Origin of the sequence: Kitasatospora sp. NBC_01560, assembly GCF_045208415.1 — a bacterium.
Classification (GTDB): domain Bacteria; phylum Actinomycetota; class Actinomycetes; order Streptomycetales; family Streptomycetaceae; genus Kitasatospora.
The window spans coordinates 4965184-4978921 of sequence record NZ_CP109364.1 but is presented as its reverse complement, the minus strand read 5'-3'; the positions used below and the strand labels follow the sequence as shown (position 1 = coordinate 4978921).

The following is a 13738-nucleotide window of genomic DNA, read 5'->3' as shown; positions in this document are numbered from 1 at the left end:
CGTCCCCGGGTGGGTGTTCCGGATCCCGCCGGTTTCCACTCGTCCCGGTGACGGCGCCCGGATTCCGGACGACCGCGCCGGGGCGTCGTGCGAAGCGGCCCGGGCGTGCCCGCCCGGCCGGACGCCGTCCAGCATCCCCCCGCGTGACCGCCGCTACCCGGCGGCGGCCGACGGCGGCACGGCCCGGGGTGCTGCGGACCAGCGCACCATAAGGCCGGGCGGACGGTTACGTCAGCCGGATGCGGGCGCTGTCACTCGATGGGCTGAAGTCCGGCCGCCGAACGGTGCGGGGGCCGCCGGAACCGCCCCCGGCCTGCGGCCCGGCAAACACCGCGGGGCGCTGCGTCCATGGGGGTTGTTCCCCCTCGGACGCAGCGCCCCGGAGCGCGCCGAAACCACCTGCTACTGGGCGGCCTTGAGCGCGATGTCGGTGCGGTGCTGACCGCCCTTGAGGACGATCCGGCCCACCGCGTCGTAGGCCCGGCCACGGGCCTCGGCCAGGTCGGCCCCGGTGGCGGTGACCGAGAGGACGCGGCCGCCGGCGCTGAGCACCTCGCCGCCCTCGCCCGCCCGGGTGCCGGCGTGCAGCACGTACGCGGTGCCGTCGGCGGCCTCCGCCTCGGCCAGGCCCTCGATCGGGTCGCCGGTGCGCGGCGCGGCCGGGTAGCCCTCGGAGGCGATCACCACGGTGACGGCGGCGCCGTCGTCCCAGCGCAGCGGCTCCAGCTGGTCCAGGGTGCCGGTCGCGGAGGCGTGCAGGACGGCCGCCAGCGGGGTGCGCAGCCGGGCCAGCACGACCTGGGTCTCCGGGTCGCCGAAGCGGGCGTTGAACTCGATCACCCGGGTGCCGCGCGAGGTCAGCGCCAGACCCGCGTAGAGCAGGCCGGAGAACTCGGTACCGCGGCGGCGCAGCTCGTCCACGGTCGGCTGCAGGACGGTCTCCAGGACCTCCTCGACCAGGCCCTCCGGGGCCCACGGCAGCGGCGAGTAGGCGCCCATGCCGCCGGTGTTCGGGCCCTCGTCGCCGTCCAGCGCGCGCTTGAAGTCCTGCGCGGGCTGGAGCGGGAGGACGGTGGTGCCGTCGGTGATGGCGAAGAGCGAGACCTCGGGGCCGTCGAGGTACTCCTCGATGACCACGCGCTCGCAGGAGGCGGCGTGGGCCAGCGCCTCCGCGCGGTCGGAGGTGACCACGACGCCCTTGCCGGCGGCCAGGCCGTCGTCCTTCACCACGTAGGGCGCGCCGAAGGCGTCCAGCGCCTCGGCGGCCTCGGCGGGGGTGGTGCAGACGTAGGACCGGGCGGTGGGCACCCCGGCGCCGGCCATCACGTCCTTGGCGAAGGCCTTGGAGCCCTCCAGCTGGGCGGCCGGGGCGGACGGGCCGAAGACGGGGATGCCGGCCGCGCGCACGGCGTCGGAGACGCCCGCGACGAGCGGGGCCTCCGGGCCGACCACGACCAGGTCGGCGTCGAGCTGCCGGGCGAGCGCCGCGACCTGCGCGCCGTCCAGCTGGTCGACCGGGTGGACCGTCGCCACCTGCGCGATCCCGGCGTTACCCGGGGCGCAGTGCAGCTCGGTGACGGCGGGATCTTGGGACAGAGAGCGGCACAGGGCGTGTTCGCGGGCGCCGCCGCCGATGACGAGGACCTTCACGGTTGGCAAGGGTAGTCGGTGGCCGGTTCCGGCTGTTCTCCGGTCCCATGGGAACCTCCAGGAAAACCTCTCCGTACGCTGCCGGAGTAGGAGGAACCTCCAATGCCGGACCCCGGTGATCCGCCCCGGGCGCCGCGGTCAGGCCGGTGGGTCACCGGCGCCTCGCTCGGACGGGTGAAATCTCGCCGCCCGCCGCAACCCGCTCACCTCGGGTTCCGGTGGCCGAATCCGGTAACGATCATTGGCGAAGCGCCCCCATGGTCAGCCATTTGGCGGTAAGAAGTGCTGTTGGACCACCACCGGCCGCCGGCCGGTGAGCCGCCCCCGGCACCCACAGCCGCCCCGGGGCGTCGCGCGTCCGATGCGTCACCCGGCGCTCCACGGCCAGTCAGGCCGACGAGCCGTCGGGGCGGCGTGCCGTCAGACCCAGCAGTCCGCCCGCCACAGGGAGCCCCACAGGTGAGCCAGCCGGAAATGCAGCCCGAGGAGAGTGCCTGGGGCAAGGAGATCGGCGAGGAGGACCCGCCCGCCGCCGCCACGGTCGCGCGCCCGGCGGCCACCCGCCACCGGACCGATCTGAGCACCCGCCAGTTCCCGCTGGGCGACTGGGGCGAGCCCGCCGAACGGCTGGAGGAGCTCTACCGCTGGTCCGAGGAACGGGCCGTGGAGGCGATCGACTGGTACCGCCGGGACCGGATCTGGAAGCGCCGCTGGGCCCGTCTGCTGCGCTTCGGCACGGCCGGCTTCGCGGTGGGCGGCGTCACCGCGCCGCTGGTGGACCTCACCGGCGCCGTGGCGAACGCCACCAGCTGGGGCTACGTCGGCCTGGCGCTCTCCGCCGCCTGCTACGGCGCGGACCGGGTGTTCGGCCTGACCTCCGGCTGGATGCGGGACGTCTCCACCGCGCAGGCGCTGCAGCGCCGGCTGGAGGCCTTCCAGTTCGACTGGGCCTCGGAGTGCGTGCGGGAGGTGCTCGGCCCCACCGAGGGCACCGCGGGCGAGGCGGCCGAGCGCTGCCTCGGGGTGCTGCGGCGGTTCTGCGAGGACGTCTCGGACATGGTCCGGACCGAGACCTCGGAGTGGATGCTGGAGTTCCGGGCCGGCATGACGCAGCTGCCCACCCAGACCGCGGGCAGCTGGGGCGGCCGCAGCGAGACGAGCGGGGGCGCCCAGGTGCGGATCCTGCCGCCGCCGGGCACCCGGCCCACCATGCCGCGCCAGCGGCCGCCGGAGGGCCCGCTGCGGTAGGCGGGGCGCTGCGCCGGCCGGGGGCGCCCGGTGCCGGCCGGCGGCGGGCCCGGCGCGCTCGGGCCGGGCGCTCGGCCCGCGCGGAGGCTCGGACTTCGACTCGGACGGAGGCTCGGGATCGGGCGCAGGCTCGGGCGCAGGCTCGGGCGCAGGCTCGGGCGCAGGCTCGGGTCAGGCTCGGGTCAGGCTCGGGTCAGGCGAAGACGATCATCGAGCCCTGGGTGAGGCTGCGGGTGGCCGCCGCGTACAGCCCCGCCCAGGCGTGCCGCTCCCGGGCGAAGGGGTGCAGGTCGTCCAGCGGCGGGCCGAACGGCTGCTCCAGGCCGGTCGGGCCGAGCGGCCGGGTCGGGCCCGGCGGGTTGAGCGGGTCGATGCCCAGCGCCGGTGCGACGGCCTGCAGTTCGCGCAGCAGCCCGTGGCTGGAGCCCAGCGGCCCGCCCGCGGCCAGCAGCGCGTCGTCCACCAGCGGCACCGCGAACTCGATCGGCACGTAGGCCCCGGCGTGGTCGAAGTGCCAGACCAGGTGCGACTGCTCCGCGCTGTTCTCGAACATCTCCAGCAGCTGCTCGTAGTCGCCGCCGAGCGCGTCCACCGGGGTGATGTCCAGACCGGTCAGCCCCAGCAGGTAGGCGCGGCGCAGGAAGTGCAGCGAGTCGTAGTCGAACGCGGCTATCGGCTCGACCGCCCCACTGAGACCCGGCACGTACTGGTAGATCGGCACCTCGGGGAGTCCGTTCGCGGTCAACACGGCGTTGTAGAGCGCCAGATCGTCCCGGAAGGGGTTGTCGGGGCTTTGGCTCAGGACGTCCACGAGCGGGACGAGCCAGAGGTCGCAGGCCATGGGCCGGCTCTTCCTCTCCGGGCGGCAGGGGCCGTTCGCGGGGCGAACGACGGACGGACGGGTCGGTCACCGGAGCGTCGGTACAGGGACCGCCCGGGACGACGACCGCCCACCCTACCGGCCCGGCGCGCGGTGCGGGTCGGGCCGCCCCTCGGGCAGTTGGCCGGACGACGAATCGGGCAGCCGGCGGCCGAACCGCCCGTGCGGCACCGAGCGCGGCTGCGGGACGAGGCCGAGGCCGAGGCCCAGCTCGCGGCCGAGCTCACGGCCCAGCTCGCCGGCCCGGCTCCGCCCCCGGGCGGCCTCCGCGGCGCCGCGCACCGACCCGCCGGATGCCTGGGCGGTGCCCCCGGCCGGCTCGTCGGAGCCCACCGCGGCGCCCCACTCCCGCCCGGCGTCCGCGTCCGCGGCAGGTGCGGGACCGGCCGGTCCCGGCCCGGTGGCCAGCAGCGGCAGGACGGCCACCGAGTCCACCGGCTGCCCGGCCAGCCCGGCCAGCAGCCGCACGGTGAACAGGTTGTACTCGCAGACGATGCGGTGGGCGCCGCGCAGGTCCCGCGCCTCGACCGTGTCGACCAGGTCGACGTGCCGGTCCCAGCAGACCCCGGCCAGCTTCGGCATGGCCCGCAGGTAGGGCGCGGCGAACATCCAGGACTGCACCCGCAGCCAGTCCAGGTACTCGCCGATCCGGCGGTTGCCGAACAGCCCCGCCATCTCCTGCCAGAACCGGCGGTCGCAGCCCACCATCACGTCCAGGTTGCCCGCGTGGGCCGCCCGCACCGCCGCGTCCGCCCGGCGGCGCAGCGAGGGCAGCCGGGTCGCGGCGTCCGGCGGTACCGGGCGGACGGCGAGCTGGCGGAAGTAGCTGTCGGTGAGCAGCACCCGGGACTCGAAGATCTCCAGGAAGTCGCCCCAGCCGAACTCGGGCACCGTGAAGCCCCGGTGGTGCTCGGCCCGGAGCAGCCCCTGCGCGCCCAGGTCGACCAGCGCCTCGCGGGCCGGCGTCGCCGAGACCCCGTACAGGTCGGCGATCTCCTTGACGGTGAAGTTGCGCCCGGCGGCCAGCCGGCCGGCCATCATCTCCTCGCGCAGCGCGCCCGCGATCTGCTCGCGCAGGCTGTTCCGGTGGATCACGGGGCGGGCGTCGCCTGCGCCGGTGCCGGACATGCGTGCGACCTCCTCGGGCGGGCTGGACGGCCTGCCCGGGGGCGGACCAACTGGAAGAACGGGCGGGAACACGACGAACGCTCATCTTCTCAAAAGATGCCGCCGCAGCGCGGCCGCCCCCGTGTCGCCCCGGTCACGCTGCCCGGAACCGGGCAGCGCGAAGCCGGCGCCGCAGGGCTGTCGCACGGCACCCGCCGCACGACACCCGCCGGGCGCCGGCGCCGGACGTCAACGCTGGACGGGGGCCGGGATGCCCAACAGCCGGTCCCGGTGGACCGGGAAGTCCGCCCGGGCCTTCGCCACCTCGGCCGGATCGAACTCCACCGTCAGCACCTCCTCGCCCGGGCCCGCCTCGGCCAGCACCCGGCCCCACGGATCCACCACGGTGCTGTACCCGGCCTGCTCGACCCCGCCGTGCGTGCCCGCCGTGTTGCAGGCCAGCACGAAGGCCTGCTCCTCGATCGCCCGGGCCCGGTTCAGCACCGTCCAGTGCTCGCGCCGCCGCGCCGGCCAGGCCGCCGGGACCACCAGCAGCTGCGCACCCGCGTCCAGCAGCGCCCGGAACAGCTCCGGGAACCGCAGGTCGTAGCAGGTGGCCAGGCCCAGCGTGCCGAAGTCGGTGGCGGCGGTGACGATCTCCTGCCCCGCACCCATCACCACGGCCTCGCCGCTGTCGAAGCCGAAGCGGTGGATCTTGCGGTAGGTGTGCACCAGCTCGCCGTCCGGGGCGAACAGCAGCGAGGTGTTGTAGATCGGCCCGTCCGGGTCCCGTTCGACGATCGACCCGGCGTGCAGCCAGACCCCGGCCGCCTTCGCGGCGGCCGCCATCGCGTCGGAGGTGGGCCCGTCCAGTGCCTCGGCACCGTCCGACCAGAGGTCGTAGGCGAAGCCGCCCAACGGCCAGAGCTCCGGGAGCACGACCAGGTCGGCGCCCTGCTGGGCCCGGACCAGGGCGGCAGCCCGCGCCCGCCGCTCGGCGGGCGGCTCGGCGTCGGAGACCGCGAGTTGGATCAATGAAGCGCGCACAGTACCACCGTCCACGACAAGAGTCCTACGATCGTCACCCGAAAGCACTGCCTTGCTCTCACCCGGCAGCGTAACGTGCGGTTAGCGTGCGCGCCCGAAGATCCGGACGAACCAGGTCGACCTCCGAGTCAGGGCGTGCAGGGCAGAGCAGCTGACGGAGGGCCGGAGATTCCCGTGACGGACAACCAGACCGTGCAGGCTTACACCGAGGCGTGGACCCAGTCCATCGAATCGATATCGGAGCTGGTGACCCCGCTTCCCGAGGGCTCCTGGAACCGGGCCACCGAGTGCCCCGGCTGGTCGGTCCGGGACGTCGTCTCGCACGTCATCGCCATCGAGTCCGAGCTGCTCGGTGACCCCCGCCCGATCCACTCCCTCCCCCGTGACCTCCGGCACGTCACCACCGAGTTCGCCCGCTACATCGAGCTGCCCGTCGACAAGCGCCGCTGCCACACCTCCGTCGAGCTCACCGGCGAGCTGGAGTACACGATCATCCGCCGCTCGCGCGCGCTGCGGAACGCCAAGCAGACCCCCGCCGAGCCGGTCCGCTGGCCGGCCGGACCGCACAGCCGCGACCTGCCCTACTACGAGCTGCTGCGCCGCCGGGCCTTCGACGTCTGGGTGCACGAGCAGGACCTCCGGCGCGCCCTGGGCGAGCCCGGCAACCTGGACTCGCCGGCCGCCCTGCTCTCCCGGGACATCCTGCTGGAGCTGCTGCCCAAGGCCGTCGCCCACCAGGCCGGCGCCCCGGCCGGGACGGCCCTGGCCATCGACGTCACCGGCCCGGTGGAGTTCCTGCGCACCGTCCGGGTCGACGCCGGCGGCCGCGGCACCGTCGACGAGTCGATCAGCCTCGCCCCCGACGTCCAGCTCACCCTCGACTGGGAGACGTACGTCCGCCTGGCCTGCGGCCGCGGCCGCCCCGGCCCGGTCACCGTCGAGGGCGACCGGGAGCTCGCCTCCCGCGTGCTGGCCAACTTCGCCGTCACCCCGTAGCGGCCCCGGTCACCCACCCGGCGTACACGCACCACCGCGCGCCGGGTGGTGCGCCTCGCGCTCCCGTTCGTCAGCCTGGTACCAGCACCTCACCCGTTCGACCTCGTTGTTCCGGGCAGTCGTCACCCGGAAGAAGGAGGGGCGTCCAGATGGACGACGAACAGACGCAGATGGTGCTGGTGAGGTCGAGCTTCCCGGTCACGGGGCAGCCGATCAGGGTCGTGATGATCGACGGCGAGCCGTGGTTCGTCACGGCGGACGTGTGCCGCATCCTCGGCCGCAGCAATCCCAGCGAGGCACTGAAGATCGTCAAGCCGGTGGACACGCGCACGGTCGATCTTCGCCGGGTAACCCTCAGAAGTTCTGAGGGTTACGGCGTTTCCGCAGGTGAGAAACCCTATGCCCGCGGAAATCCCATCCTCGGAGTGATCAGCGAGGCCGGCCTGTACACCATGATCATGAGGTCGACCAAGCCCAGTGCCGAGCCGTTCCAGGAGTGGGTCACCCGCGACCTCCTCCCCTCCGTCCGCCGCGGGGACACCGACGTCCCGACCCAGCAGCGGCGCATGGCGGAGACCCTGGCGGAGGCGATCGGCCAACAGGTGCAGATCGTCGCCGAGCTCGACCACGACGGCGGGCCGGGGGTGCACGTGCACTCCGACGGGACGGTGCACTGCCGGCACGGGGAGATGCTCTTCACCGTGCCGGACCGCGCGGAGGACAGCGGTCCGCCCTTCGGCGGCTACTTCTCCTGCCCGGTCGTGGAGCGGGTCGGCATCCGGGGCGGCAGGGCCGTCCCGGGCTGCCCGAAGCTCCGGCTGGTGGACCTCGTCCGCCAGATGGCCGCGGCGCCGGCACCGACCCGGCTCGGCGACGGGCAGCTGCTCGTGGAGCTGCACGGCGCCCGGATCCACGGGACGGCGCGGCAGATCTCCGACCTGATGCGCGAGTACGGCCGCTGACCGGACGGCGCCGGCCCCCGCGTCCCGGGGTCCGGCGCCCTCGCGCGGGCCGCGGCGCTAGACGGCCGCCACCACCTGGCGGCGCAGCCGCAGGATCATCAGCGTCCCCACCGCCATTGGCACGTACAGCCAGCAGAACGCCCAGCGGTACGCCTCCGCCGAGTATCCGCTGCCGCTGCCGGGGGTCAGGGCGTCGAGCAGGACACCGATGCCGAAGAGGGTGATCATCGTGCCGATGAAGCCTCCCATGTTGGCGATGCCGGAGGCGGTGCCGAGGCGTTCGACGGGGTTGTGGGAGCGCGCGTAGTCGAGGCCGACCAGCGAGGCCGGGCCGTTGCTGCCCATCACCACGATGATCCCGACCAGCAGCCAGAGCGGCGGGTGGCCGCCGGGCCAGGCGAGGGTGACGGCCCAGCCGGCGGAGGTGGCGGCGATGACGGTGAGCACGATCGGCATCCGCGCCCGGGCGGTGCGGCTGAGCAACCGGCCGAAGAGCAGGCCGAAGGCCATGTTGCTGAAGACCAGCAGGGTGAGCAGCCCGCCGGCCGCGGCCCGGGACATGCCCTGTGCCTCGACCAGGTACGGCAGGCCCCAGAGCAGGCCGAAGGCGTTGCCGGGGAACTGCGTGGTGAAGTGCACCCAGAGGCCGAGCCGGGTGCCGGGCTCGCGCCAGGAGTGGCGGATCTGCTGCCCGACGGCCGGCCGGGGGGCCTGGGCGGCGGCGGACACCGGCGGGCCGGCCGGGGCCTCCTGGAGGAACAGCACGACCAGGGCGAAGACGGCGACGCCGAGCAGCGCGATGGCGGTGAAGGTCGGCGTCCAGCCCTCGCGGTGCAGGGCCTGGGCGAGGACGACGGTGGTGACCAGGTTGCCGCCCATCCCGGCGAGCCCGGTGAGCTGGGCGACCAGCGGGTTCTTCGCGGCCGGGAACCAGCGGGCGGCGATCCGCAGCACGCTGATGAAGGTCATCGCGTCGCCGCAGCCCAGCACCGCCCGGGAGGCGAGCGCCGGCGCGAAGGACGCGGAGAAGGCGAAGGCCAGCTGCCCCAGGCTGAGCAGCAGGACGCCGAGGAGCAGCACCCGGCGCGGGCCGAACCGGTCGACGAGCAGGCCGACGGGTATCTGCATGGCCGCGTAGACCAGCACCTGGAGGATGGAGAAGGTGGAGAGCGCGGAGGCGCCGATGGTGAAGCGCTCTGCGGCGTCCAGCCCGGCCACGCCGAGGCTGGTGCGGTGGATCACGGCGAGGATGTAGACGCTGACGCCGATGGACCAGGCCAGCCATGCGGCGCGCCCGCCCGGCGGGGAGTGCGGGGTCCCGGCCGGGGACGGACCGGCGTCGACCCGGGGACCGGGGACGGTGATCGGGCGGGCGGCGGAGGCGGGGTCCACGGTCATAGTGCCCCCAGATTAGTCATCCCATCATTCGACGCCAGTACAGGGTCGGCCAATACCGGCCGCCGCCCGCCCCCGGCGGTCGGGTACGAACCACCTCAGCCGGTGACGGTCCAGGACACCGACCGCGTCATGTAGCGGTCGCGGAAGGCCTCGTCCCGGACCCAGTCCGTGGTGTCCCGGACGGTGGCCGTGACGGTGCTGTCCCGGCCGGGCACGAGGTTCAGCTGAGCGGTGTCGAGCCAGCTGCGGTCCGTCGCCTGGGGCTCCACCGGAACGCCGTCCACCTTCCAGTCGACCTGGAGCTGCCGGGCCCCGGCCAGCGGCAGCGGGCGGACCTCCAGCCGGGGGCGGCCGGTCACCTCGCCGGGGGCGGGCAGCGGTGTGTCGGTCGGCCGGATGCGGCGGTAGATCTCCTCGACGATCGCCTCCCGCGAGGGCAGGTTGTACGCGCCGCCGAGGGTGCGCATCACCGAGTCCGGGGTCGGCCGGTAGATCCCGTTGGCGCTCCGGTACGCGCCGACCGTGCCGGCGCCGTCCGGGGACTCCGCGCCGAGCCAGCGCCACCACTTGGTCTGCTTGCGGCGCATGTCGTCCGCGTTGTCGGTGGAGAGGTTGGGGTAGTCGGCGTCGTCCGGTGCGCTGTCGTACTCGTCGCCGAGATCGCCGACGGTGTGCCCTATCTCGTGCTGGATGATCCGCCCGGCGTCCACGCTGCCGCCGGCCAGGGTGGTCACGCCGGTGCCGCCGGCGCCGCCGTACTCGCTGGAGTTGGCCAGCGCGATCAGGTACTGCGGGCCGTCGCCGCCCCCGGCCGCCCGGGCGGTGGCGGACTCGTCGGCGCAGAGCAGCCGGGCGGTGCCCTCGCACCAGAAGTGCATGCCGAGCGGGGTGCCGGGGTTGCGGCCCCGGCTCTCGGTCTCGGCGATGCCGGAGACCGAGGAGACCACCTCGACCCGCCTTATGTTGAAGTAGCCCTGGTAACTGCGGAACGGCTCGATCTCCATCAGCGACCGCCAGGCCCGGTCCGCCTGCTGGCGGAAGAGGTCCTGTTCGTCGGAGGTGTAGCCGTCGCCGAGCAGCACCAGGGTGATCCGGTTGGCGGGATCACCGGTCCGCCTTATGTCGACGGTCGGAGCGGTGCCGGCCGCGCGCAGGTCGGCCTGTTGCACACTGTGCGGCGGCACCGCGCGGTCGGCGGGGGCGCCGGGCCCGATCACTCCGAACGGCGAGGGGCCGGCCAGCTCCAGGGCGGCCGGGAGTACGGCGGTGGACACCAGCACGAGCGCGGCCAGACTCCGGACGAGACGGCCAGGGTTGCCAGGCGGCATACGGGTGCGTCCTCGGGGATCCGGTCACCCGGCGTCGCCCGGGTGGTGGACGCGTAGCCGTACCCGGCCCGGCGTGTCTCCCCTCCCGTCCGGCGAAAATGTCACCGACCTGGCCGAACGACCCGGATCACCCCGGTCATACCTATGAGTCCAACCAGGTGGACGTTTCCGATCACCCGTGACCGGTTCCGATCACCTTCCGATCGCCCGGGACCGCCCGGGACCGCCCGGGACCGCCCGGGACCGCCCGGGACCGCGCCCCGACCGCACCGGACCCCCTCCTCGCGCCGCCGCCCGCCCGTCCTCAGCGGGGCCGCCGCCGCACGTCGAGCACCAGGTGGGCGGCCAGGCCGAACAGCAGCCCCCAGAACGCCGAACCGATCCCGAGCAGGCTCGTGCCGGACGCGGTGGCCAGGAAGGTCACCACCGCCGCGTCCCGGCCGCGCTCCTCGGCGACCGCCGCCGCCAGGCTGCCCTGAAGCGAGGCCAGCAGCGCGACCCCGGCGACCACCGCGACCAGTTCCTTCGGCAGACCGGTGAACAGGCTGACCAGGACGCCCCCGAAGCTGCCCACCAGCAGGTAGAGCACGCCCGCCGACATCCCGGCGACGTAGCGGCGGCGCGGGTCGGGGTGGCTCTCCGGGCCGGCGCAGATGGCCGCGGTGATCGCCGCCAGGTTGACGCCCGGCGAGCCGAACGGTGCCAGCAGGACGGAGAGCCCGCCGGTGGCCCCGATCAGCAGCCGGTCGTCCGGCCGGTAGCCGAAGGCCCGCATCACCCCCAGGCCGGGCGCGTTCTGCGAGGCCAGCGCGACGATGGTGAGCGGCAGTGCCAGGCCCACCAGGGCGGGCCAGGAGAAGGCCGGCACGGTCAGCACCGGCCGGGTCGGGCCGCCCTGGCCGATGTGCAGCGACAGCCCGACGGTCACGGCCGCGAGCACCACGCCGGCCAGCAGCGCGGCCGGCACGGCGTACCGCGGCACGAGCCGCTTGGCCAGCAGGAAGGCCGCGAAGCTGCCGAGCACCAGGAGGGGCTCGCCCTTCACCGCGCCGAAGATCCCGGCGCCGAAGGAGAACAGGATGCCCGCCAGCATCGCGTTGACGATGCCGGCCGGGATCGCCGCGATCAGCCGCCCGAACCACCCGGTCACACCGAACAGCGCCACCACCGCGCCGCTCACCAGGAAGGCCCCGACCGCCTCCCGGTACGGGTACCCGCCGAGGCTGGTCACCAGCAGCGCCGCCCCGGGGGTGGACCAGGCGGTGATCACCGGCGTCCTGGTCCACCAGCTGAGCAGCAGACAGGTCAGCCCGCTGCCGACGGACACCGCCCAGATCCAGGACGCCGTGTGCGCCTGGTCCAGCCGCCCGGCGGCGGCCGCCGCGAGCACCACCACCAGTGGTCCGGAGAACGACACCACGATGCACACCAGGCCGGCCAGCAGCGCCGGCCCGGAGGCGTCCCGGCGCAGCGAGCGGCGCTCCTCGGGTGCGGTACGACGGTCGGCCGAACGGGTTATCAGCTCCTCTGCCATCCCGGCAGTATCGCGGAGAAACGGCCCGCGGCAGGCGGCCCGGGAATTCCCGGCAGGACCCTCGGCCCCGGCGGGGCCGACAGGCAGGGACGACAGGCGGAAGGGGCCCTGCTCCGCACGGTGGTGCGGAGCAGGGCCCCTTCGTCGGCTCCGGGGGCGTCAGCCCCAGGTGATCAGGCGCTTCGGACGCTCCAGCAGCCCGGCCACGTCGGCCAGCACCCTGGAGCCCAGCTCCCCGTCCACCAGGCGGTGGTCGAAGGAGAGGGCCAGCGTGGTGACCTGGCGCGGGACGACCTTGCCCTTGTGCACCCACGGCAGTTCCCGGACCGCGCCGAAGGCGAGGATCGCGGCCTCGCCCGGGTTGAGGATCGGGGTGCCGGTGTCGACGCCGAAGACGCCGACGTTGGTGATGGTGACGGTGCCGCCCTGCATGTCGGCCGGCGAGGTCTTGCCCTGGCGGGCCGTGTCGATCAGCTCGCCGAGGGAGGCGGCCAGCCCCGAGAGGGTCAGCGCGCCCGCGTCCTTGATGTTGGGGACGATCAGGCCGCGCGGGGTGGCCGCGGCGATGCCGAGGTTCACCTGGCCCTTGAGGACGATCTCCTGGGCCGCCTCGTCCCACTGGGCGTTGATCTCGGGGTGCCGCTTGATCGCGGTGAGCAGCGCCTTGGCGACCAGCAGCAGCGGGCTGACCCGGATGTCCCGGCCCAGCTCGCCGCTCTCCTTGAGCCGTCGGACGAACTTCATCGTGCGGGTGACGTCGACCTGGACGAACTCGGTGACGTGCGGGGCGGTGAAGGCCGAGGCCACCATCGCCTGCGCGGTCGCCTTGCGGACGCCCTTGACCGGCACCCGGACGTCCCCGGCGGTGCCCGTGGGCAGGGCCGCCGGCGCGGCGACGGGCGCCTCGACCGGAGCCGCCACGGGGGCGGGGGCCGGCGCGGCCGCCGCCGAGGCGTGCGCGTGCACGTCCTCGCGGGTGATCACGCCGTCCGGGCCGGTCGGGGTGACGGCCCGCAGGTCGACGCCGAGGTCCTTGGCCAGCTTGCGTACCGGCGGCTTGGCCAACGGCCGCTCGCCGTTGGCCTGTTCCGGCACCACCGGGGCGACCGGCACCACCGGGGCGACGGGCGCGACCGGAGCCGCCGGGGCGACGGGGGCGGCCGCGACGACCGTGGTGGTGGTCGTGCGGCGGGCCCGGCGCTGGGTGCCGCCGGTCCGCGGGCCGTAGCCGACCAGCACCTCGCGCCGCTCCGGCACGGCCGGCTCGGCCTTGGCGGGAGCGGCCGCGGGAGCCGCGACGGGGGCGGCCGGAGCCGCCGGGGCGGCGCCCTCGACGGCGACCGTGATGATCACGGTGCCGACGTCGACCGTCGCGCCCTCCGGGAAGAACAGCTGGTCGACCACCCCGTTGAAGGGGATCGGCAGCTCCACGGCGGCCTTCGCGGTCTCCACCTCGCAGACGACCTGGCCGTCCGTGACGGTGTCGCCGGGCTTGACGTACCAGCTGAGGATCTCGGCCTCGGTGAGGCCCTCGCCGACGTCGGGCATCCTGAACTCGCGGAGCGAGCGAACTTCGGTGGTCATCTTC

The 13738-nt window shown here is 74.5% G+C and carries 11 protein-coding genes; 3 read left to right on the top strand and 8 right to left on the bottom strand.

Annotated features, from left to right (window positions below; translation table 11 throughout):
• Nucleotides 1-402: 402 nt before the first annotated feature.
• On the bottom strand, nt 403-1650 hold the full coding sequence (gene purD / locus OH807_RS21725; RefSeq protein WP_406201414.1) for a phosphoribosylamine--glycine ligase: 1248 nt from the start codon (nt 1648-1650) through the stop codon (nt 403-405).
• Nucleotides 1651-2109: 459 nt separating this feature from the next.
• Here purD and OH807_RS21720 point away from each other — a divergent pair, with 459 nt between their 5' ends.
• Complete coding sequence (locus OH807_RS21720; protein WP_406201411.1) at nt 2110-2898, top strand: SLATT domain-containing protein; 789 nt, start codon at nt 2110-2112, stop codon at nt 2896-2898.
• 193 nt (nt 2899-3091) lie between these two features.
• Here OH807_RS21720 and OH807_RS21715 read toward each other — a convergent pair whose 3' ends face one another.
• The 3 genes from OH807_RS21715 to OH807_RS21705 all read right to left on the bottom strand — a co-directional run bounded on the left by OH807_RS21715 (nt 3092) and on the right by OH807_RS21705 (nt 5932).
• On the bottom strand, nt 3092-3739 hold the full coding sequence (locus tag OH807_RS21715; protein WP_406201409.1) for a hypothetical protein: 648 nt from the start codon (nt 3737-3739) through the stop codon (nt 3092-3094).
• A gap of 114 nt (nt 3740-3853) precedes the next feature.
• The gene (locus OH807_RS21710; protein ID WP_406201407.1) at nt 3854-4906 is read right to left on the bottom strand and encodes a GntR family transcriptional regulator; all 1053 of its coding nucleotides are present in this window, start codon (nt 4904-4906) and stop codon (nt 3854-3856) included.
• 228 nt (nt 4907-5134) lie between these two features.
• Nucleotides 5135-5932, bottom strand: a complete 798-nt coding sequence (locus OH807_RS21705; protein WP_406201405.1) for a carbon-nitrogen family hydrolase — start codon at nt 5930-5932, stop codon at nt 5135-5137.
• Nucleotides 5933-6106: 174 nt separating this feature from the next.
• Here OH807_RS21705 and OH807_RS21700 point away from each other — a divergent pair, with 174 nt between their 5' ends.
• Entirely contained in the window at nt 6107-6928 is an 822-nt protein-coding gene (locus OH807_RS21700; protein WP_406201403.1) for a maleylpyruvate isomerase family mycothiol-dependent enzyme, read from the top strand.
• 149 nt (nt 6929-7077) lie between these two features.
• Entirely contained in the window at nt 7078-7890 is an 813-nt protein-coding gene (locus tag OH807_RS21695) for a Bro-N domain-containing protein (RefSeq protein ID WP_406201401.1), read from the top strand.
• A gap of 57 nt (nt 7891-7947) precedes the next feature.
• Here the strand turns inward: OH807_RS21695 and OH807_RS21690 are convergent, their stop codons facing one another.
• From OH807_RS21690 to OH807_RS21675, 4 genes are all read right to left on the bottom strand, one after another.
• Nucleotides 7948-9288: a nitrate/nitrite transporter gene (locus tag OH807_RS21690; RefSeq protein WP_406201399.1), complete on the bottom strand. Its 1341-nt coding sequence runs from the start codon at nt 9286-9288 to the stop codon at nt 7948-7950.
• Nucleotides 9289-9383: 95 nt separating this feature from the next.
• The gene (locus OH807_RS21685) at nt 9384-10616 is read right to left on the bottom strand and encodes a M64 family metallopeptidase (RefSeq protein ID WP_406201397.1); all 1233 of its coding nucleotides are present in this window, start codon (nt 10614-10616) and stop codon (nt 9384-9386) included.
• Between the two features lie 304 nt (nt 10617-10920).
• Nucleotides 10921-12150 (bottom strand): benzoate/H(+) symporter BenE family transporter, encoded by a 1230-nt coding sequence (locus tag OH807_RS21680; RefSeq protein WP_406201394.1) that lies wholly within the window; start codon nt 12148-12150, stop codon nt 10921-10923.
• Nucleotides 12151-12309: 159 nt separating this feature from the next.
• Nucleotides 12310-13734, bottom strand: coding sequence for a dihydrolipoamide acetyltransferase family protein (locus OH807_RS21675; RefSeq protein WP_406201392.1), 1425 nt, complete (start codon nt 13732-13734; stop codon nt 12310-12312).
• Nucleotides 13735-13738: the final 4 nt, after the last annotated feature.